The sequence below is a fragment of the Exiguobacterium sp. s83 genome, from assembly GCF_018617095.1.
GTDB lineage: Bacteria > Bacillota > Bacilli > Exiguobacteriales > Exiguobacteriaceae > Exiguobacterium > Exiguobacterium profundum.
The window spans coordinates 1-25,716 of sequence record NZ_JACSJP010000006.1; the positions used below are offsets into that span (position 1 = coordinate 1).

A 25,716-nucleotide genomic window follows, 5' to 3' on the forward strand; every position below is an offset into this window, starting at 1 on the left:
CGCCAGCGTTCGTCCTGAGCCAGGATCAAACTCTCCAAAGAATTTGATATAGCTCTTAAATTGACGAAGCTTGCGCTTCATTCAAAAATTGTAAAACTTATTTTTGCCTCATCGTTCAGTTTTCAAAGACCAATCGTTGTCGTGTTAGCGACTTTTTAATAATAGCGATTTGACTTATTAAAGTCAACCACTTTTTATTATTTTTTTCGCTTCCTGAAGTTTGTTTCGTGAACAACATCAGCGACGTTTATTAATATATCAGCATCCTAAAAAATCGTCAACTGTTTTTCTAAAAAAACTTTATTTTTTCTTTTTACATGACTGAAAGAAAAAACGGTCGTGGATTAACCCCTGAGAAGGAGTAATCCACAACCGCTTGATCATTATGACGACTTAGAAGACATCTGTTTCTTTGTTTTCTTCTTCACTGTTTCTGATGAAGTCGACTCCACAACTTGTCCAGTCTGTTGGAAGCGATGAAGCATTAATACCTGATAAGCGTTCGCAAACACCAATGTGGCTAGTGCCGGCCAGAGCAATGGAATCTCGTCCGTTGTTTGCAGAGCTGGAATCCATTCAATTAACGTAATGACAGTCATTAAGAAAAGTGTCGGGATGAAAGCACTCCTATTTGTTTGTTTCGCCTTACTCGCAGCAACGACCCAAGCGACAATGAGTAACACAAGCATCTCACCGATATAACGCCACATGTGATCATTACCGAATGCGAGCATCCGTAAGTAGACGGCATCAAAAATCGCAAAAGCGATTAGTAACACTTGAACGCGATTCCATAGACGTGGCCCTCTAAACAAGTCGAGTCCGACTCGATGAATAATCAAATAGGCAAAGAAACCCATCATGCTGATTCCCGTCCATGTACTCGAATAACTAAGCGCCGTGACAATTGCCTCCCAGGACTGACTGACCAAATAACCCGGGTTCGCCAATAAATTCATCAGGAACCCGAACAACGTCCCGAATACGAGCGTTGTCCAAAACAAACGTAAAAAACCTTGTACTTTCATCTCTCACCGATTCACCCTTCTATTTGTTTAATGACTGCTTGCGCCAACTCATCATACGTATGCTCGAACGGATGTCCATCCCGATAGACAGAAGGTGCAAAGTCCTCTTCATTGTCGTACGGTTGGCCGAGCGGGATTTGAGCAAGTAGCTTACTCTTCAATGCTTCTGAAAGCTTTTCTCCACCACCGTAACCGAATACGTATTCTTTTTCACCAGTTAGCTTACTTTCGAAATAAGCCATGTTTTCAATGATACCTAATAGTTTGTGGTTCGTTTTGATTGCCATCGCTCCGGCACGAGCCGCAACGAATGCTGCTGTCGCATGAGGTGTCGTGACAATCAATTCCTGACATGATGGGAGCATCGAATGGATATCGAGCGCGACATCCCCCGTTCCCGGCGGTAAGTCGAGCAAGAGATAGTCAAGATCGCCCCACTCGACGTCATTAAAGAAGTTATTTAACATTTTCCCGAGCATCGGTCCACGCCAGATGACCGGCGCATTGTCTTCCACGAAGAATCCCATCGAGATGACTTTCACGCCAAAACGCTCGACTGGAATGATCTTCTCGCCGCGAACAACCGGTCGTTCCTCGATGCCGAGCATATCTGGAACACTGAAGCCGTAAATATCCGCATCAATCAACCCGACCTTTTTACCCGCTCGCGCAAGCGCGACAGCCAAGTTGACGGATACTGTCGATTTTCCTACGCCACCCTTACCAGAAGCGATGGCGATAAAGGTCGTCCCTGAGTTTTCACGGAGGATTGCCGGTTTCGTCGCCTCTTTCAAACTTTCATCATTCAATGCCTCAAAGCGAAGCCCGACCGTCTTAAAGCCTTTCCCCTTGAGCAACGTGACGATTTCTTGTTGTAACTGAAGCTGTTCCCCGCTCCCTGTTTGTCCGAGTGCCACTTTTACACTGACATAGTCTTCTTTGATTCGAATGTCTTTTACTCCTGCTGTATCTCCAAGCGTTCGGTTGATCGTCGGATCAACAAGCCCCGCCAATTCCTCGCGTACTTGCTCTACTGTAAGCATATTGCTTCCCCCTTCTAACTGTTTCGATATCAGTATATCAAAAAAAGCGTTTTCTTGACGGGTTCGGAATCGACTATTTCAAACAAAAAACTCTCCACCCGAAAGGATGGAGAGTTCGAACCACATCGCGAAGATTAACGCTTCGAGAATTGTGGTGCGCGACGTGCTGCTTTAAGACCGTATTTTTTACGTTCTTTCATACGAGCGTCACGAGTTAAGAAGCCTTTTTCTTTGAGGCTTGGACGGAATTCTGGGTCCGCTTGAAGAAGCGCACGTGATACGCCGTGGCGAATTGCTCCAGCTTGTCCAGTGTATCCACCACCGTTAACGTTAACGATTACATCGTATTTACCTTCTGTTTCAGTCAATACGAGTGGTGATTTAGCCATCATGATCAAAGTCTCATGACCGAAGTATTCTGAGATATCGCGGCCATTTACAACAACTTTACCGTCACCTGCAACGAGGTGAACGCGAGCCACCGAGTGTTTGCGGCGGCCTGTTCCGTAGTAACGTACATCTGCCATCGTTTAGTTCCTCCCTGTGTCTCGATTAACCGCGAAGTTCGTAAACTTCTGGTTTTTGTGCTTCGTGCTTGTGTTCAGCTCCAGCGTAAACGTGGAGTTTGTTGAATTGTTGACGACCGAGTGATCCTTTTGGAAGCATCCCTTTGATCGCGAGTTCAAGCATACGCTCTGGACGTTTTGCGAGAAGCTCTTTTGCAGTTTGTGATTTCAAACCGCCTGGATGACCTGAATGACGGTAGTAGATCTTGTCATTCAATTTGTTACCAGTCAATTTGATTTTCTCAGCGTTGATGATGATGACGTGGTCTCCGCAATCAACGTGTGGTGTGAAAGTCGGCTTGTGCTTACCGCGAAGAAGTGAAGCTACTTCACTAGTCAAACGACCAAGTGTTTTGCCTTCTGCGTCGATAAGGAGCCATTTGCGTTCTACTTCAGATGCTTTAGCCATGAATGTTGTGCGCATGTGGAATACCTCCTAGAAATGTCTGTTCACTTAATTTTTTGATGCTTTATCATAATCCTAGTTTACGGGGCTAAGATTGTGGTTCATCTCTAAATTTGAAAATGAAATGCCAATGAATATAATACGATTTTATAAGGGGAATGTCAATCTACTTTTTCATAATTCACATTCCACAAATACAAACCGTGTGGGGGGGCGGTAATCCCCGCTACGCGGCGGTCCTTCGCCTCTAGCATTTGTATGATATCTGCGGGCTGATACTTCCCTCTCCCCACCTCGATGACCGTCCCTACCATGATGCGGACTTGGTTGTATAGAAAACCCGAGCCAACGAACCGGAATATGATCTCGTCCCCCATCTCGAGCACTTCTGCTTCGTAGATAGTGCGGACCCGATCTTCGACTTCTGCCTTTGTCACAGAGAACGACGTAAAGTCGTGGGTCCCAATCAACCGCTCCATCGCTTGACGCATCGCCTCGAGGCTCAGCTTATACGTCACGGTCGCAGCATAATGCCGACGAAACGGATCCTCAGTCTGACGGATATGGTAGCGATACTCTTTTCGCTTCGCACCGTAACGTGCGTGAAACGTATCATCCATTTCTTCCGCCTGTTTAACGAGGATATCGTCTGGTAGCATGGCGTTTAACGCTTTGACGAAACGCTCAGCCGGCATCTCTAACGACGTATCAAAGTGAATCACCTGCCCTAACGCATGGACGCGAGCGTCTGTACGACCTGAGGCGACGATTTTCACCGGATGACGATGCATACGTGCCAAGACAGATTCAATCTCCGCTTGAATGGTATTGCCATTCGGTTGTACCTGATATCCCGCATAATGTGTCCCGTCATAGGCGACAATCAGTTTAATTCGTCTCATCCAATCCCTCTCAATCCAAACAAAATGAGTGTCAACGCGACAAAAATGAGCAATACGGCTGTGTCTCGCGTTTGCCACTTCATCTCACGCAACCTCGTCCGCCCTTCTCCCCCACGGTAGCCGCGGGCCTCCATGGCCGTAGCGAGGTCCTCAGCACGTTTAAACGCGGAGATGAACAATGGGATCAAGAGTGGGATGACCCCTTTTAAGCGGGATTTCCAAGGTCCACTCATCAAATCGACCCCACGCGCCTGCTGAGCTTTCATAATCCGGTCCGTCTCATCCGCAAGCGTCGGTAGGAAACGGAGTGAAATGGAAAGCATCAACGCAATTTCGTGGGCCGGCACACGAATCCGTTCGAATGGCCGTAGCCCCGCTTCAATCGAATCGGTCAATTCCATCGGTGTCGTCGTTAACGTCACGAGTGTCGTCAACATGACGAGATAAAAGAAGCGAAGCGAGACAATCAGCCCCATTCGAATTCCTTCCGAATAAATCGCAATCGGTCCTAATTCGAATAGAAGTGTCCCGTCTCGATTGAATAACAGTTGTAAGATCAACGTGAAGACGATCAAAAATAAGATCATGCGAAGACCGTTCCATAAATAGCGCCACGATAACTGTGACAGTTTGACCGCAAACAACGTGAACGCGAGTAAAAATAAATTCGTCCATAAGTTGTCAGCTAAAAAAACAACTGGGATGAATCCTAAAATGAAGAGCGTCTTGGCACGCGCATCAAGGGAATGAAGCCACGAATGTCCGGGTATATATTGACCGATAATCATGTCGCTCCCCCTTTCAGCCGTTCCGCCACCCAATCCGCCAGCTCGCTCTCGGTTCGTACGAGCGGGATGGACGTTTCTCCAAGAACCGGTGCCATGTCACGAGCGAATCGTAAGACGTGCGGGATGTCGAGCTGGAGACGTCGCACCAGTACCTCGTCTTGGAACAATTCAAACGGGTCCCCATCAAACGCCACCTGACCACGCTCCATCACGATGACGCGCTCCGCATAGGCGAGTACATCATCCATGTCATGCGAGACAAGGATCAACGTAAGGTTCAACTCTTCTCGTAAACGTTTGAATAAGGCGAGCATGTCTCGTCTCCCAATTGGGTCGAGACCCGCTGTCGGTTCATCGACAATGAGCACATCAGGCCGGCTCGCTAAAACACCTGCAATCGCGACACGGCGCATCTGCCCTCCTGAAAGATCAAACGGCGAACGGTCCCATAACGTTTCATCCAAGCCGACGAGACGAAGGGCCTCGTGGGCTCGCTCTTTCGCTTCGGCATCTGTCGCGCCAAAGTTGCGCGGACCGAACATGACGTCGCGTTCGACCGTCTCTTCAAACAATTGGTGCTCTGGATATTGAAAGACGAGCCCAACGCGACGCCGAAGCGGCAAAAGATTCTGTTTCTTGTCACGACGCGTCCGAATCGGGGTGACAATGATATCATCGACCACCACACGTCCGTCAGTCGGGCGCAATAAGCCGTTCATATGTTGAACGAGTGTCGATTTCCCTGAGCCAGTATGCCCAAGAAACGCAACAAGCGCTCCCGACGGAATGGTTACATTCACATCGCGCAGCGCGGTTCGTTCAAACGGAGTATTCATTTGGTATTGATATGTTACTTCTTCAATGCGTATCGGCATAGATGGTTCACCAACTCCGAATGTTGTAGCATCAGACGATCGAGTGGAATGCCACGTGCCTTCAGTTCGAGTTGCATCCGAACGATAAACGGGACATCTAGTTGAATGTCACGAAGCGTATCTGGATGTTGAAACACGTCTTCAGGTGTGCCGGTCATCGCAATCTTGCCTTTCGACAATGCAATGATACGGTCAGCAAACAACACTTCGTCGAGCTCGTGTGTAATGGCGACAACGGTCATCCCTTCCGAGACGAGCTGTCGTACCGTTTGTAATACCTCTTGTCGCCCGATTGGGTCGAGCATGGAGGTCGCTTCATCGAGCACGAGGACACGCGGGCGCATTGCGAGAGCCGCAGCTATCGCAACGCGCTGCTTTTGTCCACCGGATAACTGATGCGGTTCACGGTCCGCTAGTTCCGATAATCCAACGCGCGCTAGACTGTCATCAATTCGACGAACCATTTCTTGACGTGGAAGTCCCATGTTTTCGAGAGAAAATGCCACATCATCGCGCACGGTCGCCCCGACAAATTGATTGTCGGGATTTTGAAAGACGACCCCGATCCGCGTTCGAACGTCCCACACGTCTGCGGCGTTCGACGGATCGAGTGTCTCTACGCGAACTTCCCCCTGTTCAGGAATGAGAAGTCCGTTCCACAACTTCGTCAGTGTCGACTTGCCAGAACCATTATGGCCGACAATCGCAAGCCATTCCCCTTTATATACATCGAGCGATAGGCCGTTAAGCGCCGGCTCAGACTGTCCAGGGTAATGAAATACGACATCTCGTACCATAATTTGTGATTCCATAGGTCGACTCCTTTCTGATGTGGAAACAGGGCAATACGTCACCGCATGCCCTGTTGACTGCCTAATGAATTAGACGAGTTCGATGATTACAACTTCTGCACCATCACCGCGGCGTGGGCCGACTTTCATGATGCGCGTGTATCCACCTTGACGTTCAGCGTAGCGTGGTGCCACGTCTTCGAACAATTTTTGGATTGCGTCTTTTTCTCCAGCGTTCTCCTTGCGAACGAATGAAGCTACTTGACGACGGGCATGAAGATCGCCACGTTTCCCAAGAGTGATCAATTTTTCAACGACTGGGCGAAGTTCTTTCGCTTTTTGTTCAGTTGTTTGAATGCGCTCGTTGATGATTAGGTCAGTTGCAAGATCACGCAAAAGCGCCTTGCGTTGCGAGCTTGTACGGCCAAGTTTCGAATAAGCCATTACATTTCCCTCCTTCGGTTGAACTTAGTCTTCTTTACGCAAGCCCAAACCGAGTTCGTCCAACTTGTGTTGAACTTCTTCGAGTGATTTACGTCCGAGGTTACGAACTTTCATCATCTCTTCCTCTGATTTGTTTGCGAGTTCTTGAACAGTGTTGATGCCAGCGCGCTTCAAGCAGTTGTACGAACGAACTGAGAGATCGAGTTCTTCAATCGTCATTTCGAGTACTTTTTCTTTTTGGTCTTCTTCTTTCTCGACCATAATTTCTGCGTTGAGAGCCTCATCTGTCAAACCAACGAAGATGTTCAAGTGTTCAGTCAAAATTTTAGCCCCTAATGATACAGCTTCTTCCGGACGAATTGAACCATCTGTCCACACGTCTAACAAAAGCTTATCAAAGCTAGCGTCTTGACCGACACGTGTTTTATCTACTTCGTAGTTCACGCGTTGAATCGGTGTATAGATCGAATCGATTGGAATGACCCCAATCGGCATATCATCACGTTTGTTATCTTCTGCCTGGACGTAACCACGACCACGGCGAGCAGTCAAACGCATGCGAAGCGTCGCATTGTCAGCGAGAGTCGCGATGTGGAGCTCAGGATTCAAGATTTCAACGTCGCTATCATGGGTAATGTCTGCCGCAGTGACAGCACCGGCACTTGAAACGTTAATCTCAAGCGTTTTCTCTTCTTCCGAGTACACTTTAAGTGCCAACTTCTTGAGGTTGAGTACGATTTGAGTGACGTCTTCGACAACACCGTCAATCGTAGAGAACTCGTGAAGCACGCCATCGATTTGAACCGCTGTTACCGCTGCACCTGGGAGCGATGACAATAGAATTCGACGTAGTGAGTTACCGAGAGTAGTGCCATATCCACGTTCAAGCGGTTCTACTACGAATTTACCAAACGTAGCGTCCTCGCTGATTTCGACCGTTTCGATCTTTGGTTTTTCAATCTCGATCATCTGAACCCCTCCTTGAGTATATCCTGCCGTGCAGTTTGAGCTGCTAAAGTATAAGCTGTCGTGCTAGGTAAACCCCTCACACGCTCAAGCGATTATACGCGGCGACGTTTTGGAGGGCGGCAACCGTTGTGCGGAACTGGAGTTACGTCACGGATTGCAGTAACTTCGAGACCAGTAGCTTGGAGCGCACGGATAGCCGCTTCACGTCCAGCACCAGGACCTTTAACGTTAACTTCTACTGTACGCATACCGTTGTCCATTGCAACTTTCGCTGCAGTTTCAGCAGCCATTTGCGCTGCGAACGGAGTCGATTTACGTGATCCTTTAAATCCAAGGTTACCAGAAGTAGCCCATGAGATCGCGTTACCTTGCGTATCAGTGATTGTGATAATTGTGTTGTTGAATGTAGAACGGATGTGTACCACACCGACTTCAACATGTTTTTTAACTTTACGTTTAGAACGTACGTTTTGCTTACGTTTCGCCATTGTTCAATTCCCTCCTTTACTTCTTCTTGTTCGCTACTGTACGGCGTGGGCCTTTACGAGTACGCGAGTTGTTCTTCGTGTTTTGACCGCGAACAGGGAGACTACGGCGATGACGGATACCGCGGTATGCGCCGATCTCGATCAAACGTTTGATGTTAAGTGAAACTTCACGACGAAGGTCACCTTCAACTTTGATTCCGTCAATTGCTTCACGGATACGGTTGAGTTCATCTTCAGTAAGGTCGCGTGTGCGTGTCTCTTCAGATACGTTAGCAGCCTTCAAAATTTCTTGTGCTTTTGTTTTACCAATACCATAGATGTATGTGAGCGAAATAACGATACGTTTTTCGCGTGGAATATCTACACCAGCAATACGTGCCATGTGTGCACCTCCTCTGAAATTAACCTTGTTTTTGTTTGTGTTTCGGGTTTTCGCAAATTACCATTACTTTACCCTTACGGCGAATAACTTTACATTTTTCGCAAATCGGTTTTACCGACGGTCTTACTTTCATGAGTATACCCTCCTCCTGGAAAAATCGGAGTTACTTATAACGGTACGTAATCCGCCCGCGAGTCAAGTCGTATGGAGACAACTCAACAGTTACGCGGTCACCTGGAAGGATCCGAATGTAGTGCATCCGAATTTTCCCTGAGACGTGCGCGAGCACCGTGTGGCCGTTTTCTAACTCCACTTTAAACATTGCGTTCGGAAGTGGTTCGACAACAGTGCCTTCCACTTCAATGACATCTTGTTTCGCCATCATTTATTCCCCTTTCTATATGAAAATCTTTAGGAGCACAGACGATCTATTGCCATCTACTGTGAGAGAAGGATCCAGAACGGATCAGTATGAAACAATAGAGCCTCATTCACCGGAATCGAGTTTCGTTAAAATCTCGTATCCATCGTCTGTGATGGCGATGGTGTGCTCAAAGTGGGCGCACATGCTACCGTCCACGGTGACAACTGTCCAGTTATCAGCCAGTGTTCGAACATAGCGTTGACCAGCATTAACCATTGGTTCAATGGCTAACGTCATCCCAGTCTTCAGGCGCGGCCCTTTCCCCGGTGGACCATAGTGTGGAATTTGCGGTTCTTCATGCAAATTTTGTCCAACACCATGACCGACGTATTCGCGGACGACAGAAAAGTCATGTGATTCAACATATGCTTGAATCGCATGCGAAATATCTGTCAATCGCCCTCCAGCCTTGGCGTGCTCCAATCCTTTATACAGACTTTCTTCGGTTACGTCAAGTAGCCGCTGTGTCTCTTCTGAGATTGTTCCCACTGGATAAGTCCAAGCGGAATCTCCATGGTATCCATTATAGTAGGCACCGATGTCGATTGAGATAATATCTCCATCCTTCAATACCCGTTTTCCTGGAATGCCATGAACAAGCTCTTCGTTCACCGAAGCGCAAACACTACCGGTAAAACCGTTATAGCCTTTGAACGATGGCGTCGCACCTTGGCTGCGAATGTAATCTTCCGCAATCCGGTCGAGCTCAAGCGTCGTGATTCCTGGTTTAATGTGCTGTTTGAGCACCTGGTGCGTTCGAGCAACAATTTGCCCAGCCTCACGCATAATCGCAATTTCACGAGGCGTCTTCGTGATGATCATTCAGTATCACCGAGTAATGCTTTGACATCGGCATATACGACATCGATTGGACGATCTCCATCCAATGTACGAAGATACCCTTTTTCAGCGTAAAAGTCAATGAGTGGTTTCGATTGCTCGATGTTGACGTCAAGGCGACGGCGAACCGTTTCCTCTTTATCGTCTTCACGTTGCATGAGTGCCGACCCATCCACATCACAGATGCCTTCCACTTTTGGTGGGTTGAAGATCACGTGATATGTCGCACCACACGTTGGGCAGATCCAACGACCTGTCAAGCGTGGAACGAGAATTTCCGCATCCACATCGATGTTGACGACGTGGTCAATCTGTTTCCCCAAATCTTTAAGCAAACTTTCGAGTGCCTCTGCTTGAGCAACAGTACGCGGGAATCCATCGAGTAAGAAACCTTTTTCTGTGTCATCTTGGCTAAGACGTTCACGTACGATTCCGATTGTTACCTCGTCCGGTACGAGTTCGCCTTTATCCATGAATGACTTGGCTTCTTTACCGAGTGGCGTTCCGCCTTTGATTGCCGCACGAAACATGTCGCCTGTCGAAATGTGAGGGATTTGGTACTCTTCTACGATTTTAGCCGCTTGAGTCCCTTTCCCAGCACCCGGTAAGCCCATGAGTACTAGATTCATCTCGGTTAGCCTCCAGTTTTGATTTTCACGAAGGGCTTGTAAACACGACAGGAAGGAAGGGTCAACCCTTCCTTCCGCTTTAACGGATAAAGCCTTTATAGTGTCGTTTTACAAGTTGACTTTCGATTTGTTTCATCGTGTCGAGGGCTACCCCGATGACGATCAACAAGCTCGTTCCTCCGATTTGAACGGAAGTTGGAAGACCGGCAAGCTTAATGAAGATTGTCGGCATGATCGCCACGAGCGATAAGAAGATCGCTCCGAAGAAAGTCAATCGATACAGCAACTTCGTGATGTACTGTTCTGTTTGCGCCCCAGGACGAATCCCAGGAATATAACCACCTTGCTTCTGCAGGTTTTCTGCCATTTGCTCAGGGTTGACCTGAATAAATGTATAGAAGTAGGCAAACGCAATGATTAACGCAACGTAAATCGACATTCCGATTGGCGCCGTCGTGTCAAAGTACGTCTGTAATTTTTGCGTTGTCTCCGGCGAAGCAATGAAGCTTGCAACAGTTGGTGGTGTTACCATGAAGGAAATCGCGAAGATAACCGGGATAACACCTGCTGCGTTTAGTTTGATTGGCAAGTGCGTTGACTGACCGCCCACTGGGGTACGGTTCGCCGTGCGTTTTGCATATTGGATTGGAATTTTGCGTGCCGCTTGTTGAACATAAATGATCCCAACCGTCACAGCCAAAATAACAAGTGCCAATACAACCAAGTAAACGATATTAATGAACAATGCATCTCCAGCGTTTTGGAGTTTTGTTTCATAAATCTGCGTGAAGATTCTTGGGAACCCTGCGACGATACCGGCGAAGATAATAATGGAAATACCATTCCCAACACCTTTCTCCGTTGTCATTTCACCAAGGAACATCAAGAACGCTGTACCCGCAGTGAGTACAATCGCGATCACAAAGTAAGTTGCCGTTCCCCACATCTCATTGACGAGACCTGGGTAGAGGCGGTTAAATCCAAACGACAGTGAAGTCGCTTGGACAAAGCCTAAGATGATCGTCCCATAGCGCGTGACCGTCGCTAACTTTTTACGGCCCGCCTCTCCTTGTTTAGCCCATTCGGCAAACTTTGGAACGACGTCCATTTGTAAAAGTTGCACAACGATCGATGCCGTAATGTACGGCATGATCCCCATTGCGAACAAGGAGAAGTTCTGTAAAGCATTTCCTCCAAACAAGTTCAAGAAGTCAAGAAGACCTCCTGAGTCAAAACGCAACACATCCGTATTCACCATCGGCACCGGGATATGAGCCCCGATGCGGAAAATGATGATGATTGCGAGTGTGAAGAGAATACGCTGTCGAATATCTTTCACGCGCCACATATTGGAGATCGTCTGAAACATCAGATCACCTCAACTGTACCGCCAGCTGCTTCGATTGCTTCTTTCGCTGCACCGGAGAACTTGTTGGCTTTTACAGTCAATTTAGTTTCAAGCTTGCCGTTAGCAAGGACCTTGATTCCGTCTTTAGCAGAGCTGACAACACCAGTCTCGATTAAGAGTTCTGGAGTAACTTCAGTACCTGCTTCGAAACGGTTAAGCGTGTCTAGGGAAACAACCGCGTACTCTTTACGAGTTGGGTTGTTGAAACCGCGTTTTGGAAGACGACGGTAAAGTGGGTTTTGTCCACCTTCAAATCCTGGACGAACGCCACCGCCCGAACGAGCTTTTTGACCTTTGTGTCCACGACCAGAAGTTTTACCGTTACCAGTCGCCATACCGCGACCGACACGGTTACGTTCGTGACGTGAACCTGGAGTTGGCTTCAATTCATGGAGTTTCATAGTGGCACCTCCTTATTTATTAAAATCTTTATTATTCGTTGATTTCTTTTACAGTCACAAGGTGCGACACTTTGTTGATCATACCGCGCATCGCGACGTTGTCTGGGACAACGACCGTTTGATGCATTTTGCGAAGACCGAGTGTACGTACAGTAACACGCTGATCTTCCGGACGACCAATTGTGCTGCGTGTGAGGGTGATTGCGAGTTTCGCCATGTCTAGTTCCCTCCCTTAGTTAAGAAGTTCTTCTACGCTTTTACCACGTAGTTTAGCAACTTCCTCTGCTTTTTTGAGCTCAGTCAAGCCCTGTACCGTCGCACGGACGATGTTGATCGGTGTGTTTGAACCTAACGATTTCGAAAGGATGTCACCTACACCTGCAAGTTCGAGCACCGCACGAACTGGACCACCAGCGATAACCCCAGTACCTTCAGAAGCTGGTTTCATGAATACACGACCTGCTCCGAATACTCCTGTGATTTCGTGTGGAATTGTTGTACCAACCATAGGTACTTGTACCATGTTTTTCTTAGCGGCTTCAATAGCCTTGCGAATCGCTTCTGGCACCTCTTGTGCCTTACCTGTACCGAAACCGACGTGACCATTTTTGTCACCTACGACTACGAGAGCAGCAAAACGGAAGCGGCGGCCACCTTTTACGACTTTCGCGACGCGGTTTACGGTAACAACGCGTTCTTCAAGTTGTTCCATGTTAACGTCTAACTGGCGCATCGAGTGTCCCCTCCTTTTTATTAGAATTTAAGACCTGCTTCACGAGCTGCTTCTGCAACAGCTTTGACGCGGCCATGATAGAGGTATCCACCACGGTCGAACACAACTGTGTCGATACCTTTCTCGAGTGCACGTTCTGCAGCAAGTTTACCAACAGCTTTCGCTGCTTCAACGTTACCGCCATTTGTAAGATCGAGAGCTTTATCTTTCGAAGATGCAGACACAAGCGTTGTTTGTGCCGCGTCATCGATAAGTTGTACGTAAATGTGCTTGCTCGAACGGAATACGTTCAAACGTGGACGAGCTGCTGTCCCCGTGATCGTACGACGTACGCGAGCATGACGTTTTTTACGAACTGCATTTTTATCTGCCTTTGTGATCATTTATGCCACTCCTTTCCGTTCATTTCGTGACGAATTACTTACCAGTCTTACCTTCTTTACGGCGAATACGTTCATCAGAGTAACGAACACCTTTACCTTTGTAAGGTTCTGGAGCACGGTACGAGCGGATTTGAGCAGCAACGTGACCGACGCGCTCTTTGTTAATCCCTTTTACGATGATTTGCGTGTTTGAAGGAACTTCGATTTCGATACCTTCCTCAGCAACGTACTCGATTGGGTGCGAGTAGCCGAGGTTGAGGACGAGTTTGTTACCTTGCTTCGTAGCACGGTAACCAACCCCCGAGATCTCAAGTGTTTTTTGGAATCCGTTCGACACACCTTGTACCATGTTGGCAATAAGGGCACGTGTCGTACCGTGAATTGTGCGGCTTTCTTTCGATTCGTCTGGACGAACAACCGTCAATTCGTTCTCTTCAACTTTGATTTCCAATGCCGGGTTAGCTGAAAGCGAAAGTTCACCTTTAGCACCTTTTACTGTGACCGTGTTGTCATTAGCAACTGTTACAGTAACGCCAGCAGGAATCGTAACTGGTTTTTTACCAATACGTGACATTGATTACACCTCCGTTCTTGTTAGAAAAGTGACTTACCAGATGTAGGCGATCACTTCGCCGCCGACTTGTTGTTGGCGAGCTTCTTTATCAGTCATAAGACCTTTAGATGTCGAAAGAACTGCGATTCCGAGTCCTCCGAGTACTTTAGGTACTTCATCAGCTTTTGCGTATACGCGAAGACCTGGTTTCGAAATACGTTTGAGACCAGTGATTACACGTTCGTTGCTTGCTCCATATTTAAGGAAAAGACGAAGTGTACCTTGTTTAGCGTCCTCGATATATTCAACATCGCGAATGAAACCTTCACGCTTAAGGATTTCAGCGATCTCACGTTTAATGTTCGAAGCTGGAAGCTCCATTTTTTCATGGCGAACCATGTTAGCGTTACGGATACGTGTAAGCATATCTGCAATAGGGTCTGTCATTACCATGCGATGTACCTCCTTTCACACTGTTAGTGGATTACCAGCTTGCTTTTTTAACACCAGGGATTTGACCTTTGTATGCAAGATCACGGAACTTGATACGGCTGATCCCGAATTTACCCATGTAACCATGCGGACGACCTGTGATGCTGCAACGGTTGTGCAAGCGTACAGGTGACGAGTTACGTGGCAATTTGCTGAGTCCGATATAATCGCCTTCAGCTTTCAACTTCGCACGCTTTTCAGCGTACTGGGCAACGAGTTTCTCGCGTTTAAGTTCGCGATTAACCATTGACTTTTTAGCCATGTTGTCGACCTCCCTCTAGATTATTTTTGGAATGGCATACCGAGAAGTGTGAGCAATTCACGTGCTTCTTCGTCTGTGTTTGCTGTTGTAACAACAACGATGTCCATACCGCGTACTTTAGATACTTTATCGTAATCGATCTCAGGGAAAATAAGTTGCTCTTTCACGCCAAGCGTGTAGTTACCGCGTCCGTCGAATGCTTTCTTCGATACACCGCGGAAGTCACGTACACGTGGAAGTGAAACAGTTACCAATTTGTCGAGGAAATCGTACATGCGCTCGCCACGAAGTGTAACCTTCGCACCGATTGGCATACCTTCACGAAGTTTGAAACCAGCGATTGATTTCTTCGCTTTCGTTACGAGTGGTTTTTGACCTGAAAGAATTGTTAATTCTTCAACTGCCATATCAAGTGCTTTCGAGTTCGAAACAGCGTCACCTACACCCATGTTGATGACAACCTTTTCGACTTTCGGTACTTGCATGACCGAGTCATAGTTGAATTTATCCATCATCGCTTTCACGATGTCGCTTTTATACTTCTCTTGCAAACGGTTCATAGTCGAATGGACCTCCTTTCGTCACGTTCTTCTTATTTATCGAGTGATTCGCCCGATTTCGCGACACGAACTTTTTTACCATCGACTACTTTGAAACCAACACGAGTTGGTTTGCCAGTTTTAGGGTCGAGTGGCATTACGTTCGAGACGTGAATTGGTGCTTCGATCTCAAGGATCCCGCCTTGTGGATTCGCTTGTGAAGGTTTCGCGTGTTTTTTCATCACGTTTACGCCTTCAACCACTACGCGGTTTTTGCTTGGCATAGCTTTGAGGATAACCCCTTGCTTGCCTTTATCTTTACCAGACATTACCTGGACTGTATCGCCTTTTTTAACATGCATCGTTTGCGCACCTCCTTATAGGATTGAAATTGGAAATTAAAGTACTTCCGGTGCCAACGAAACGATCTTCATGAATTCTTTTTCACGAAGTTCACGTGCAACTGGCCCGAAGATCCGTGTGCCGCGTGGGCTCTTGTCATCTTTGATAATGACTGCTGCGTTCTCATCGAAACGGATGTACGAACCATCTTTACGACGAGCGCCGCGTTTTGTACGAACGACAACTGCTCTGACAACGTCACCTTTTTTAACAACGCCACCTGGTGTTGCTTGTTTTACCGTTGCGACGATGATGTCACCGATGTTTGCAGTCTTACGACCAGAACCACCGAGAACTTTAATTGTCAACAGTTCACGCGCGCCAGAGTTGTCTGCTACTTTCAAGCGAGATTCTTGTTGAATCATGCGAGTGTACCTCCCTCCGGATGTTTAATAAATCCGAACTGTTATTAGATGATTACTGATTCTTCTACTACTGTTACAAGACGGAAACGTTTGTCTTTAGAAAGAGGACGTGTTTCCGCGATGCGAACGATATCGCCCACTTTAGCGACGTTGTTCTCATCGTGTGCTTTATATTTCTTCGTGTAGTTTACACGTTTGCCATAAAGTTTATGACGAACCTTTGTTTCTACTGCGACGACGATCGTTTTGTCCATTTTGTCAGACACGACGCGACCAGTGAACACTTTACGGTTGTTGCGTTCCATGAGTGTTACCTCCTCTCAAGAATCCGATGTAATTAGCCGTTGTTGATGCCGAGTTCGCGTTCACGAAGAATCGTTTTAGCACGCGCAATCGACTTGCGTACTTCACGGATACGAGCAGGATTCTCAAGCTGACCTGTAGCAAGTTGGAAGCGAAGGTTAAAGAGTTCTTCTTTCCACTCGCCCACTTTACCGTTGAGCTCTTCAGTTGTTGATTGACGGAGATCAGTTGCTTTCATTCGTATCACCACCATTTTCTTCACGTTTCACGAACTTACATTTTACTGGAAGTTTGTGCGATGCAAGACGAAGTGCCTCACGTGCCACTTCCTCAGATACACCTGCGATTTCGAACATTACTTTGCCAGGCTTAACTACAGCTACCCAGCCTTCTGGAGCACCTTTACCCGAACCCATTCGGACTTCGAGAGGCTTTTTAGTGTACGGCTTGTGTGGGAAGATCTTGATCCACACTTTACCACCACGTTTCATATAACGTGTCATTGCAATACGTGCTGATTCGATTTGACGGTTTGTAATCCAGCTCGCTTCGAGAGCTTGGAGACCGAACTCACCGAAGTGTACAGTTGTGCCGCGTTTAGCGTTCCCGCGCATTTTACCACGGTGTACACGACGATATTTCACGCGTTTAGGTAACAACATAGTGTGTTGCCTCCTTCCTGAAAGAGTGTTTATTATTCAGCGTTTTTCGCTGTGTTGTTTTTTGTTGGAAGAACTTCACCGTGGTATAACCAAACTTTTACGCCGATTTTACCGTAAGTTGTGTCAGCTTCAGCTGTTCCGTAGTCGATGTCGGCACGGAGTGTGTGAAGTGGAACTGTTCCTTCCGAGTACTTCTCTGAACGAGCGATATCAGCGCCACCAAGACGACCAGAAACTTCTGTTTTGATCCCTTTGATGCCAGTACGCATCGAACGTTGAATAGATTGTTTCATTGCACGACGGAATGATACGCGACCTTCCAATTGACGAGCAATGTTTTCTGCTACAAGCTTCGCAACAGCGTCAGCGTTTTTCACTTCAACAACGTTGATGTGAACGCGTTTTCCGTCAGCGATTTTTGTAATGTGTTTACGGAGTGATTCGATTTCAGAACCACCTTTACCGATTACCATACCTGGCTTCGCAGTGTGAAGCGAAATGTTCACGCGGTTTGCAGCGCGTTCGATTTCAACTTTAGAAACACTAGCATCCTTCATTTTGTTTTCGATGTATTCACGAATAACGAAGTCTTCATGAAGGAGATCAGCGTAGTCTTTCTCAGCGTACCAACGCGAATCCCAGTCTTTGATAACACCAACGCGAAGACCGTGCGGATTTACCTTTTGACCCACTACATATCCCTCCTTATTTCTCAGTTACCACGATGTGGATGTGGCTTGTGCGTTTGTTAATACGGCTTGCGCGACCCATCGCACGTGGGCGGAAGCGTTTGAGTGTTGGACCTTCGTTTACGTAAGCTTCTGTTACAACGAGGTTCTCAATGTTCATATCGTAGTTGTGCTCTGCGTTAGCAATCGCTGATTTTAATACTTTTTCAACGACTGGCGATGCTGCCTTGTTCGTGTGAGCAAGGACAGAGAGCGCTTCGCCGACTTGTTTCCCGCGAATTAAGTCTACAACGAGACGTGCTTTGCGAGGAGCAAGACGGACCATATTAGCTGATGCTTTAGCTTGCATGGATTTGACCTCCCCTCAAATTACCGTTTCGTTTTCTTGTCTGATCCGTGACCTTTGTAAGTGCGTGTTGGAGCGAATTCACCAAGTTTGTGACCAACCATGTCTTCTGTCACGAATACTGGTACGTGTTTACGACCATCGTGCACACCGAACGTGTGACCCATGAATTCTGGGAAGATCGTCGAGCGACGTGACCAAGTTTTGATGACTTGCTTCTCACCAGATTCGTTGAGTTTGTCAACTTTAGCGAGTAAGTGGTGATCTGCGAATGGACCTTTTTTCAAGCTGCGACCCATGTTAGAACCTCCCTTTGGAATGATTCGGGAACGGCCCTTTCGAACCGCCCGAGAATCATGTAGTAATTATTTCTTACGGCGACGAAGGATGTACATGTCGCTCGATTTGTTTTTCTTACGAGTCTTAAGACCAAGAGCTGGTTTACCCCAAGGAGTAAGTGGGCCCGAACGACCGATTGGCGCACGACCTTCACCACCACCGTGTGGGTGATCAACCGGGTTCATTACAGAACCACGTACTGTTGGGCGTTTGCCTAACCAACGTGAACGTCCTGCTTTACCGATGTTTACGAGTTCGTGTTCTTCGTTACCAACTGAACCGATTGTCGCGCGGCAAGTGCCGAGGAACAAGCGTGATTCACCTGATTGAAGACGAACGATGACGTACTTGCCGTCACGTCCTTGGATTTGTGCCGATGCACCAGCCGCACGAACTAGCTGACCGCCTTTACCAGGCTTAAGCTCGATGTTGTGGATTGTTGTACCGACAGGGATGTTTACGAGTGGAAGAGCGTTCCCCACTTTGATATCCGCTTCAGGACCAGACATGATTTCCATGCCTACTTTGATGCCCTTAGGAGCGAGGATGTAACGTTTCTCACCATCTACATAGTTGATGAGTGCGATGTTTGCTGAACGGTTTGGATCGTATTCGATCGTTGCTACGCGTCCTGCAACGCCATCTTTGTTACGTTTGAAATCGATGATACGGTATTTACGCTTGTGACCGCCACCTTGGTGACGAACAGTCAAGCGACCTTGGTTGTTACGTCCGCCTTTTTTCGAAAGCTTTTCAGTTAACGATTTTTCAGGGCGATTCGTTGTGATCTCTGCAAAGTCGAGAGATGTCATGTTACGACGACCGTTAGTGGTCGGCTTAAACTTTTTGATTGCCATCGAGGATTCCCTCCTTTTCTTCTAAGGTAGTTAATTAACCGAGGAAGTCGATTGTGTTGCCTTCAGCAAGGGTTACGATCGCTTTTTTACGACGAGCTGTGTAACCAGAGTGACGACCGACACGTTTCGCTTTCGGTTTGTAGTTCATTGTGTTTACCGAAGCAACTTTCACGTTGAAGATTGTTTCGATAGCGTGTTTCACTTGCGATTTAGTCGCTTTTACGTCGATTTCGAAAACGTATTTGTTAGCTTCCATGAGGCTAACTGAACGCTCAGTGATGATCGGACGTTTGATGATATCGTATGCTTGAGCCATTATGCAAGCACCTCCTCTACCTTCGCAACCGCATCTTTAGTGAAGATGACTTTGTCGTTAGCAACGAGGTCAAGAACGTTTACGCCTGCTGCGTCGATCACAGTCACTCCTGGGATGTTACGAGCTGCGAGAGCGATAGTCTCATTGTAGTCCGCTGTGACTACAAGAGCCTTACGTTCTACTGATAAGCTGTTGAGTACAGCAGCCATATCTTTTGTTTTTGGTGCATCGAAAGCAAGGCCTTCGAGGACGATGAATTCGTTGTTTTGTACTTTCGACGAAAGAGCCGAGAGAAGTGCTAAACGACGAACCTTCTTAGGAAGTTTGTAAGAGTATGAACGTGGTGTTGGACCGAAGACTGTACCACCACCAACCCATTGTGGTGAGCGGATAGAACCTTGGCGCGCACGACCAGTTCCCTTTTGTTTCCATGGTTTACGGCCGCCACCGCGTACTTCCGAGCGACCTTTCGTATCGTGAGTACCTTGACGGCGTGATGCTTGTTGCATGACGATTGCGTCGTAAAGTACTGATTCGTTTGGCTCGATTCCGAAGATGGCTTCTGCCAATTCGATTTCGCCAACTTGTGAACCTGTTTGGTTAAGCAAAGCTACTTTAGGCATTCGTAATTCCTCCTTTCCGTGCAGTTAATTAGTTACCTTTGACCGCTGATTTGATGATGACGTTCGATTTACGAGCGCCTGGGATAGCACCTTTCACGAGGAGAAGGCCACGTTCCACATCAACTTTAACGACTTCAAGGTTTTGAATTGTTTTACGCTCTCCACCCATTTGACCAGGAAGAAGTTTCCCTTTAAATACGCGGTTAGGAGCGACAGGACCCATCGAACCAGGACGACGGTGGTAGCGCGAACCGTGAGCCATTGGTCCACGTGATTGTCCGTGACGCTTGATCGCACCTTGGAATCCTTTACCTTTCGATGTACCTGTTACGTCTACTAATTCACCTGCAGCGAAAATGTCTGCCTTAATCTCTTGACCGATTTCGTATCCTTCTACTGAAGTACGAACTTCTTTGATGAAGCGCTTAGGTGTCGCGTTTGCTTTCGCAGCGTGACCTTTTGATGGTTTGTTTTGACGTGATTCTTTGATGTCTCCGAAACCAAGTTGAACTGCTTCGTAACCGTCTGTGTCAACTGTTTTAAGTTGAAGAACGACGTTACCTTCTACAGCAACTACTGTTACTGGTACAACTTCGCCTGCTTCGTTGAAGATTTGAGTCATACCAAGTTTTGTTCCTAAGATTCCTTTAGCCATGAGATACACCTCCTGTTAATAATTAATTGTCTCTTCTGGCTAGTATCTACTATATGAAGAATTAAAGTTTGATTTCGATGTCTACACCTGATGGTAACTCGAGACGCATAAGCGAATCGACTGTTTTCGGTGTTGGGTTTACGATGTCGATCAAGCGTTTGTGTGTACGCATTTCGAACTGCTCACGAGCATCTTTGTACTTGTGAACCGCACGAAGAATCGTGTAAACCGATTTTTCAGTTGGGAGCGGGATTGGACCCGATACCTTTGCACCTGAACGCTTCGCAGTGTCAACGATCTTCTCAGCTGATTGATCGAGAACGCGATGGTCATATGCTTTTAAACGAATACGAATTTTTTCATTTGCCATGTTTGTTTCCCTCCTTTGTCGCCTACTTTAAAAATAGACAATTCTCCGCGGAAATTTCCACACCGGCCATGGCAATGCTGCCTGGCGTGTCATAACCTCCCGCTTCAACGCAGCGTGCTTGTGTCAGCAGAGGTATCCGATCATTGCAAATCAACGATTGGACCCGTTTTCTGCTGTAAAGTCTCTCACCACTCGCACAAACACTTAATCATTATATCTAATCTGGTCATGGAATGCAAGATTAGATTTTTGAAGTTGCTGGTTGTCTGATGAGTTGCTCAACGTTCCCTAATGTAACAAGATTCGCGAGCTTTTGCAAGCAAAAATTCATTCTTTTATTGAACTATTTTTCAAACGAACTCCCATGTCAACTCGACCTAGCGTTTCATCACCTCTCCAAAACGCTCTGTCACCCCTTCTATGACTGATTGTGGCGCTCGTTTTAAACAGTCTTGAACAATTCCTTCATTAACACTGTGCGTCTTGAAATAGCGGAGCAATGACGCTAATTTATCCTTTCGTCCGATGACCGTGTAAAGGACGACCCACTCTTCTAGGTGCATCCATTGTCCATCTGGTTCAATGAAAGGATGCGTATAGATTCCGTCGGTACACTTCATTCGGAAACTAGACATGACGTCCACATCTGTTCCCTCGAATATATACTCTCCAAAGTAGGTCGTTACGTATGCGTCGTGAGGATCTGATGGTTTCTTCTCCCCAGCACGACTAAGTACACGATCGATTTTTTCAAACTGGTCCGGTTCAACAAAAACATCGATGTCATTCGTTACCTCGACGATGCCATGATGCTTCAACAGCTCAGAACCGCCAATGCGATACTCAATCCCATTCAAGCGACAAATCGTCTCTAGTTGCTTCAGCATGACGCCACTCCTTTCTCGTATGCCTCATCTTACCATGTTGTGATAGAAACACAAAAAAGCAGCCCGCATATTGCGGACTGCTTAATGTTGTTCAGTTGAATCAATAGATTACTCGATGATTTCTGTTACTGAACCAGCACCTACAGTACGGCCACCCTCACGGATAGAGAAACGTGTACCGTCTTCGATCGCGATTGTAGAAATCAATTCGATCGTCAACTCGATGTTGTCTCCTGGCATTACCATTTCAGTACCTTCTGGAAGGTGAACGATACCTGTTACGTCAGTTGTACGGAAGTAGAACTGCGGACGGTAGTTCGCGAAGAATGGCGTGTGACGGCCACCCTCTTCTTTAGAAAGAACGTAGATTGATGCTTTGAATTTAGAGTGTGGTGTGATTGAACCTGGCTTAGCAAGTACTTGTCCACGCTCGATGTCGTCACGTGATACACCACGGAGAAGTGCACCGATGTTGTCGCCAGCTTCAGCATAGTCAAGAAGCTTACGGAACATCTCTACACCAGTACATACAGTTTTCTTCGTTTCTTCTGTAAGACCAACGATTTCGATCTCGTCGTTGACGCGGAGAACACCACGCTCAACACGACCAGTCGCTACAGTACCACGACCAGTGATTGAGAATACGTCCTCAACAGGCATCATGAAGTCTTTTTCAGTGTCACGAACTGGTTCTGGGATGTACTCATCAACAGCGTTCATGAGTTCCATAACTTTTTCTTCCCACTGAGCTTCACCGTTAAGTGCGCCAAGTGCAGAACCTTTGATTACAGGGAGGTCGTCGCCTGGGAAGTCGTATTCAGAAAGAAGTTCACGGATTTCCATTTCAACGAGTTCGAGAAGCTCTTCGTCGTCTACCATGTCAACTTTGTTCATGAATACTACGATGTAAGGAACACCTACTTGACGTGAAAGAAGGATGTGCTCACGTGTTTGTGGCATTGGGCCATCTGTTGCAGATACAACGAGGATCGCGCCGTCCATTTGAGCAGCACCAGTGATCATGTTTTTAACATAGTCAGCGTGTCCTGGGCAGTCAACGTGTGCGTAGTGACGCTTGTCAGTTTCGTACTCGATGTGAGCTGTTGCGATTGTGATACCGCGCTCGCGCTCTTCTGGAGCACCATCGATTTGGTCGAACTTAGTAGCTGTTTTACCTTGTGCACGTGAAAGTACAGCAGAGATTGCTGCAGTCAAAGTTGTTTTACCGTGGTCAACGTGGCCAATTGTACCAACGTTAACGTGCGGCTTAGAACGGTCGAATTTTTCTTTACCCATTCTAGATTCCTCCTCTATTAAACGATTAGTTTTATTTAACTAGGAAGACGTAGGCTACTTTTAACATACGTCTTCCTTAGCTTACAACAATCAATCTAGCGATACAACCGTTATTAGCCGTTCGCTTTTTTGACGATTTCTTCAGCGATTGATTTCGGTACTTCTTCGTAGTGATCGAAGTGCATCGAGTACGTTCCGCGTCCTTGTGTACGTGAACGAAGTGATGTTGCGTAACCGAACATTTCTGAAAGTGGAATCATCGCTTTAACGACTTGTGCGTTACCGCGAGCTTCCATACCTTCTACGCGTCCACGGCGTGACGTGACGTCACCCATGATGTCACCCATGTATTCTTCTGGGATAACAACTTCAACACGCATCATTGGCTCAAGGATAACAGCTTTCGCTTGGTCCTTAAGTTGTTTAACCGCCATCGAAGCAGCAACTTTAAACGCCATCTCGTTCGAGTCGACATCGTGGTACGAACCGAATACGAGACGAGCTTTAACGTCTACTACTGGGTAACCAGCGAGGATACCGTTTTCGAGAGCTTCTTCAATCCCGTTTTGAACAGCAGGGACGTATTCACGTGGTACAACACCACCGACGATCTTGTTCTCGAACTCGAATCCAGCGCCTTCTTCGTTCGGCTCGAATTCTACGACAACGTGACCGTACTGACCGCGTCCACCAGACTGACGAACGAATTTCGAATCGATCTTCGCAGCGCCACGGATTGTTTCACGGTAAGCAACTTGTGGTGCACCAACGTTAGCTTCTACTTTGAATTCGCGACGCATACGGTCAACGAGGATGTCAAGGTGAAGCTCACCCATACCAGAGATGATCGTTTGACCAGTCTCAGGGTTTGTTTCAGTGCGGAATGTTGGATCTTCTTCTGCGAGTTTCGCAAGAGCTTGACCCATCTTATCTTGGTCTGCTTTCGATTTAGGCTCGATTGCAACCGAGATAACTGGTTCTGGGAACGTCATTGACTCGAGAACGATGTTATCTTTCTCAGAGCAAAGCGTGTCACCAGTAGTCGTGTCTTTGAAACCAACAGCAGCGGCGATGTCACCAGCGAATACCATTGGAATCTCTTCACGGCTGTTTGCGTGCATTTGAAGGATACGACCGAGACGCTCACGCTTCCCTTTAGTCGAGTTCTTCACGTATGATCCCGCTTCAGCTGTACCAGAGTACACGCGGAAGAACGTCAATTTACCGACGTAAGGGTCAGTCATAACTTTGAACGCAAGTGCTGAGAATGGAGCTTCGTCAGAAGGCTCACGTGTGATTTCTTCTTCTGTATCGAGGTTGATCCCTTTGATTGACTCTACATCAACTGGTGATGGGAGGTAATCAACAACGGCGTTAAGCATGAGCTGAACACCTTTGTTCTTGAAGGCAGAACCAACGAGTACAGGGTAGAATTCAACGCTAAGTGTCGCTTGACGGATTGCAGCTTTCAATTCATCGATTGAAATCTCTTCACCTTCAAGGTACTTCATCATCAACTCTTCATTGAAGTCAGCAACACCTTCGATCAATTGACCGCGAAGTTCTTCAGCTTGGTCAGCCATGTCAGCTGGGAAGCCATCTGTTACTTCGATGTCAGTACCGAGGTCGTTGTTGTACATGTAAGTCTTCATTTCAACGAGATCGATGATCCCTTTGAAATCGTCCTCTGCTCCGATTGGGAGTTGGATCGCGTAAGCGTTCGCTTGAAGACGATCGTGGAGCGTCTTCACAGAGTACAAGAAGTCTGCGCCGATTTTATCCATCTTGTTGACGAATACGACACGTGGTACACCATATGTCGTTGCTTGACGCCATACAGTTTCTGTTTGTGGTTCTACACCTGACTGAGCGTCAAGTACAGCAACCGCACCATCAAGTACACGGAGTGAACGTTCAACTTCTACAGTGAAGTCTACGTGTCCAGGTGTATCGATGATGTTTACACGGTGGCCATTCCACTGTGCAGTTGTCGCAGCCGAAGTGATCGTGATTCCACGCTCTTGCTCCTGCTCCATCCAGTCCATTTGTGAAGCACCTTCGTGCGTTTCACCAATTTTATGGATACGACCTGTGTAATAAAGAATACGTTCAGTTGTTGTCGTTTTACCGGCATCGATGTGAGCCATGATCCCGATGTTACGAGTATTCTTTAGGGAGAATTCTCTTGCCATACTGGGTATTCTCCTTCCGCATGTTTGATTTTCGTGTGCGCGCACACGATATGATTATACCCGAAAGC

The 25,716-nt window shown here is 47.1% G+C and carries 41 protein-coding genes; all 41 read right to left on the bottom strand.

All coding sequences use genetic code 11. From position 1 onward, the window contains the following. Positions 1 to 383 precede the first annotated feature (383 nt). The 41 genes from KNO73_RS13870 to fusA all read right to left on the bottom strand — a co-directional run bounded on the left by KNO73_RS13870 (position 384) and on the right by fusA (position 25,648). A complete protein-coding gene (locus tag KNO73_RS13870; protein ID WP_215112654.1) occupies positions 384 to 1,028 on the bottom strand; it encodes a KinB-signaling pathway activation protein in 645 nt (214 codons plus the stop codon). 11 nt (positions 1,029 to 1,039) lie between these two features. Further along, positions 1,040 to 2,071 (bottom strand): P-loop NTPase, encoded by a 1,032-nt coding sequence (locus tag KNO73_RS13875; protein ID WP_026824853.1) that lies wholly within the window; start codon positions 2,069 to 2,071, stop codon positions 1,040 to 1,042. 134 nt (positions 2,072 to 2,205) lie between these two features. Further along, positions 2,206 to 2,598 (bottom strand): 30S ribosomal protein S9, encoded by a 393-nt coding sequence (gene rpsI, locus KNO73_RS13880; RefSeq protein WP_012727644.1) that lies wholly within the window; start codon positions 2,596 to 2,598, stop codon positions 2,206 to 2,208. Positions 2,599 to 2,623: 25 nt separating this feature from the next. Continuing rightward, positions 2,624 to 3,061 (bottom strand): 50S ribosomal protein L13, encoded by a 438-nt coding sequence (gene rplM, locus KNO73_RS13885; RefSeq protein ID WP_012727645.1) that lies wholly within the window; start codon positions 3,059 to 3,061, stop codon positions 2,624 to 2,626. A gap of 143 nt (positions 3,062 to 3,204) precedes the next feature. Continuing rightward, complete coding sequence (truA, locus tag KNO73_RS13890) at positions 3,205 to 3,945, bottom strand: tRNA pseudouridine(38-40) synthase TruA (protein WP_214685998.1); 741 nt, start codon at positions 3,943 to 3,945, stop codon at positions 3,205 to 3,207. Next, positions 3,942 to 4,733, bottom strand: a complete 792-nt coding sequence (locus tag KNO73_RS13895) for an energy-coupling factor transporter transmembrane component T family protein (protein ID WP_078147864.1) — start codon at positions 4,731 to 4,733, stop codon at positions 3,942 to 3,944. The genes truA and KNO73_RS13895 overlap by 4 nt, the downstream gene beginning before the upstream one ends. Further along, positions 4,730 to 5,608: an energy-coupling factor transporter ATPase gene (locus tag KNO73_RS13900; protein ID WP_078147865.1), complete on the bottom strand. Its 879-nt coding sequence runs from the start codon at positions 5,606 to 5,608 to the stop codon at positions 4,730 to 4,732. The genes KNO73_RS13895 and KNO73_RS13900 overlap by 4 nt, the downstream gene beginning before the upstream one ends. Then, entirely contained in the window at positions 5,584 to 6,420 is an 837-nt protein-coding gene (locus KNO73_RS13905) for an energy-coupling factor transporter ATPase (RefSeq protein ID WP_031421869.1), read from the bottom strand. Before KNO73_RS13905 ends, KNO73_RS13900 begins: the two co-directional genes overlap by 25 nt. A 69-nt stretch (positions 6,421 to 6,489) precedes the next feature. After that, complete coding sequence (rplQ, locus tag KNO73_RS13910; protein WP_012727650.1) at positions 6,490 to 6,843, bottom strand: 50S ribosomal protein L17; 354 nt, start codon at positions 6,841 to 6,843, stop codon at positions 6,490 to 6,492. Between the two features lie 24 nt (positions 6,844 to 6,867). Beyond that, positions 6,868 to 7,812 (bottom strand): DNA-directed RNA polymerase subunit alpha, encoded by a 945-nt coding sequence (locus KNO73_RS13915; RefSeq protein WP_012727651.1) that lies wholly within the window; start codon positions 7,810 to 7,812, stop codon positions 6,868 to 6,870. Between the two features lie 92 nt (positions 7,813 to 7,904). Next, positions 7,905 to 8,300: a 30S ribosomal protein S11 gene (gene rpsK, locus KNO73_RS13920; RefSeq protein ID WP_012727652.1), complete on the bottom strand. Its 396-nt coding sequence runs from the start codon at positions 8,298 to 8,300 to the stop codon at positions 7,905 to 7,907. A gap of 16 nt (positions 8,301 to 8,316) precedes the next feature. Continuing rightward, a complete protein-coding gene (gene rpsM, locus KNO73_RS13925; RefSeq protein WP_012727653.1) occupies positions 8,317 to 8,682 on the bottom strand; it encodes a 30S ribosomal protein S13 in 366 nt (121 codons plus the stop codon). Positions 8,683 to 8,701: 19 nt separating this feature from the next. Further along, complete coding sequence (gene rpmJ, locus KNO73_RS13930; protein ID WP_003156543.1) at positions 8,702 to 8,815, bottom strand: 50S ribosomal protein L36; 114 nt, start codon at positions 8,813 to 8,815, stop codon at positions 8,702 to 8,704. Between the two features lie 30 nt (positions 8,816 to 8,845). Then, positions 8,846 to 9,064 (bottom strand): translation initiation factor IF-1, encoded by a 219-nt coding sequence (infA, locus tag KNO73_RS13935; protein WP_021066622.1) that lies wholly within the window; start codon positions 9,062 to 9,064, stop codon positions 8,846 to 8,848. 105 nt (positions 9,065 to 9,169) lie between these two features. Continuing rightward, positions 9,170 to 9,928 carry a type I methionyl aminopeptidase gene (map, locus tag KNO73_RS13940; protein ID WP_211782057.1) on the bottom strand — a complete coding sequence of 253 codons (759 nt, stop codon included), beginning with the start codon at positions 9,926 to 9,928 and terminating at the stop codon, positions 9,170 to 9,172. Continuing rightward, positions 9,925 to 10,575 (bottom strand): adenylate kinase, encoded by a 651-nt coding sequence (locus KNO73_RS13945; RefSeq protein WP_012727656.1) that lies wholly within the window; start codon positions 10,573 to 10,575, stop codon positions 9,925 to 9,927. The genes map and KNO73_RS13945 overlap by 4 nt, the downstream gene beginning before the upstream one ends. Positions 10,576 to 10,654: 79 nt before the next feature. Next, entirely contained in the window at positions 10,655 to 11,944 is a 1,290-nt protein-coding gene (gene secY, locus KNO73_RS13950; protein ID WP_214734754.1) for a preprotein translocase subunit SecY, read from the bottom strand. Then, positions 11,944 to 12,384 (bottom strand): 50S ribosomal protein L15, encoded by a 441-nt coding sequence (gene rplO / locus KNO73_RS13955; RefSeq protein WP_012727658.1) that lies wholly within the window; start codon positions 12,382 to 12,384, stop codon positions 11,944 to 11,946. Before rplO ends, secY begins: the two co-directional genes overlap by 1 nt. Before the next feature lie 31 nt (positions 12,385 to 12,415). Beyond that, on the bottom strand, positions 12,416 to 12,601 hold the full coding sequence (gene rpmD / locus KNO73_RS13960) for a 50S ribosomal protein L30 (RefSeq protein WP_214734753.1): 186 nt from the start codon (positions 12,599 to 12,601) through the stop codon (positions 12,416 to 12,418). A 15-nt stretch (positions 12,602 to 12,616) separates the two neighbouring features. After that, on the bottom strand, positions 12,617 to 13,117 hold the full coding sequence (gene rpsE / locus KNO73_RS13965; protein WP_012727660.1) for a 30S ribosomal protein S5: 501 nt from the start codon (positions 13,115 to 13,117) through the stop codon (positions 12,617 to 12,619). A 20-nt stretch (positions 13,118 to 13,137) separates the two neighbouring features. Continuing rightward, complete coding sequence (rplR, locus tag KNO73_RS13970) at positions 13,138 to 13,500, bottom strand: 50S ribosomal protein L18 (protein ID WP_012727661.1); 363 nt, start codon at positions 13,498 to 13,500, stop codon at positions 13,138 to 13,140. A 34-nt stretch (positions 13,501 to 13,534) separates the two neighbouring features. Beyond that, positions 13,535 to 14,074 (bottom strand): 50S ribosomal protein L6, encoded by a 540-nt coding sequence (gene rplF, locus KNO73_RS13975; RefSeq protein WP_012727662.1) that lies wholly within the window; start codon positions 14,072 to 14,074, stop codon positions 13,535 to 13,537. A gap of 33 nt (positions 14,075 to 14,107) precedes the next feature. Then, positions 14,108 to 14,506: a 30S ribosomal protein S8 gene (gene rpsH / locus KNO73_RS13980; protein ID WP_012727663.1), complete on the bottom strand. Its 399-nt coding sequence runs from the start codon at positions 14,504 to 14,506 to the stop codon at positions 14,108 to 14,110. Positions 14,507 to 14,537: 31 nt separating this feature from the next. After that, entirely contained in the window at positions 14,538 to 14,807 is a 270-nt protein-coding gene (gene rpsN, locus KNO73_RS13985) for a 30S ribosomal protein S14 (RefSeq protein ID WP_012727664.1), read from the bottom strand. 20 nt (positions 14,808 to 14,827) lie between these two features. Beyond that, positions 14,828 to 15,367: a 50S ribosomal protein L5 gene (gene rplE / locus KNO73_RS13990; protein ID WP_215112655.1), complete on the bottom strand. Its 540-nt coding sequence runs from the start codon at positions 15,365 to 15,367 to the stop codon at positions 14,828 to 14,830. Between the two features lie 32 nt (positions 15,368 to 15,399). Continuing rightward, complete coding sequence (gene rplX / locus KNO73_RS13995; RefSeq protein ID WP_012727666.1) at positions 15,400 to 15,708, bottom strand: 50S ribosomal protein L24; 309 nt, start codon at positions 15,706 to 15,708, stop codon at positions 15,400 to 15,402. 36 nt (positions 15,709 to 15,744) lie between these two features. Beyond that, entirely contained in the window at positions 15,745 to 16,113 is a 369-nt protein-coding gene (gene rplN / locus KNO73_RS14000; RefSeq protein ID WP_012727667.1) for a 50S ribosomal protein L14, read from the bottom strand. A gap of 44 nt (positions 16,114 to 16,157) precedes the next feature. Further along, positions 16,158 to 16,418, bottom strand: a complete 261-nt coding sequence (gene rpsQ / locus KNO73_RS14005) for a 30S ribosomal protein S17 (protein ID WP_012727668.1) — start codon at positions 16,416 to 16,418, stop codon at positions 16,158 to 16,160. Positions 16,419 to 16,450: 32 nt separating this feature from the next. After that, the gene (gene rpmC, locus KNO73_RS14010; RefSeq protein ID WP_012727669.1) at positions 16,451 to 16,654 is read right to left on the bottom strand and encodes a 50S ribosomal protein L29; all 204 of its coding nucleotides are present in this window, start codon (positions 16,652 to 16,654) and stop codon (positions 16,451 to 16,453) included. Continuing rightward, a complete protein-coding gene (rplP, locus tag KNO73_RS14015) occupies positions 16,641 to 17,078 on the bottom strand; it encodes a 50S ribosomal protein L16 (RefSeq protein ID WP_012727670.1) in 438 nt (145 codons plus the stop codon). Before rplP ends, rpmC begins: the two co-directional genes overlap by 14 nt. Before the next feature lie 32 nt (positions 17,079 to 17,110). Further along, positions 17,111 to 17,770, bottom strand: coding sequence for a 30S ribosomal protein S3 (rpsC, locus tag KNO73_RS14020; protein WP_012727671.1), 660 nt, complete (start codon positions 17,768 to 17,770; stop codon positions 17,111 to 17,113). A 13-nt stretch (positions 17,771 to 17,783) separates the two neighbouring features. Beyond that, positions 17,784 to 18,116, bottom strand: a complete 333-nt coding sequence (gene rplV, locus KNO73_RS14025; protein ID WP_012727672.1) for a 50S ribosomal protein L22 — start codon at positions 18,114 to 18,116, stop codon at positions 17,784 to 17,786. Positions 18,117 to 18,136: 20 nt separating this feature from the next. Further along, positions 18,137 to 18,412 carry a 30S ribosomal protein S19 gene (gene rpsS, locus KNO73_RS14030; RefSeq protein ID WP_012727673.1) on the bottom strand — a complete coding sequence of 92 codons (276 nt, stop codon included), beginning with the start codon at positions 18,410 to 18,412 and terminating at the stop codon, positions 18,137 to 18,139. Between the two features lie 66 nt (positions 18,413 to 18,478). After that, the gene (gene rplB / locus KNO73_RS14035) at positions 18,479 to 19,309 is read right to left on the bottom strand and encodes a 50S ribosomal protein L2 (protein ID WP_012727674.1); all 831 of its coding nucleotides are present in this window, start codon (positions 19,307 to 19,309) and stop codon (positions 18,479 to 18,481) included. Positions 19,310 to 19,343: 34 nt separating this feature from the next. Continuing rightward, complete coding sequence (rplW, locus tag KNO73_RS14040) at positions 19,344 to 19,625, bottom strand: 50S ribosomal protein L23 (protein ID WP_012727675.1); 282 nt, start codon at positions 19,623 to 19,625, stop codon at positions 19,344 to 19,346. After that, a complete protein-coding gene (gene rplD, locus KNO73_RS14045) occupies positions 19,625 to 20,248 on the bottom strand; it encodes a 50S ribosomal protein L4 (protein ID WP_026824833.1) in 624 nt (207 codons plus the stop codon). The genes rplW and rplD overlap by 1 nt, the downstream gene beginning before the upstream one ends. Positions 20,249 to 20,276: 28 nt before the next feature. Further along, complete coding sequence (rplC, locus tag KNO73_RS14050; protein ID WP_012727677.1) at positions 20,277 to 20,903, bottom strand: 50S ribosomal protein L3; 627 nt, start codon at positions 20,901 to 20,903, stop codon at positions 20,277 to 20,279. 61 nt (positions 20,904 to 20,964) lie between these two features. Continuing rightward, entirely contained in the window at positions 20,965 to 21,273 is a 309-nt protein-coding gene (gene rpsJ, locus KNO73_RS14055) for a 30S ribosomal protein S10 (protein WP_074032438.1), read from the bottom strand. A gap of 377 nt (positions 21,274 to 21,650) precedes the next feature. Then, entirely contained in the window at positions 21,651 to 22,160 is a 510-nt protein-coding gene (locus tag KNO73_RS14060) for a hypothetical protein (protein WP_214686005.1), read from the bottom strand. A 108-nt stretch (positions 22,161 to 22,268) separates the two neighbouring features. Continuing rightward, positions 22,269 to 23,456 (bottom strand): elongation factor Tu, encoded by a 1,188-nt coding sequence (gene tuf, locus KNO73_RS14065; protein ID WP_078147868.1) that lies wholly within the window; start codon positions 23,454 to 23,456, stop codon positions 22,269 to 22,271. Between the two features lie 113 nt (positions 23,457 to 23,569). Next, complete coding sequence (gene fusA / locus KNO73_RS14070) at positions 23,570 to 25,648, bottom strand: elongation factor G (protein ID WP_012727681.1); 2,079 nt, start codon at positions 25,646 to 25,648, stop codon at positions 23,570 to 23,572. Positions 25,649 to 25,716 lie beyond the last annotated feature (68 nt).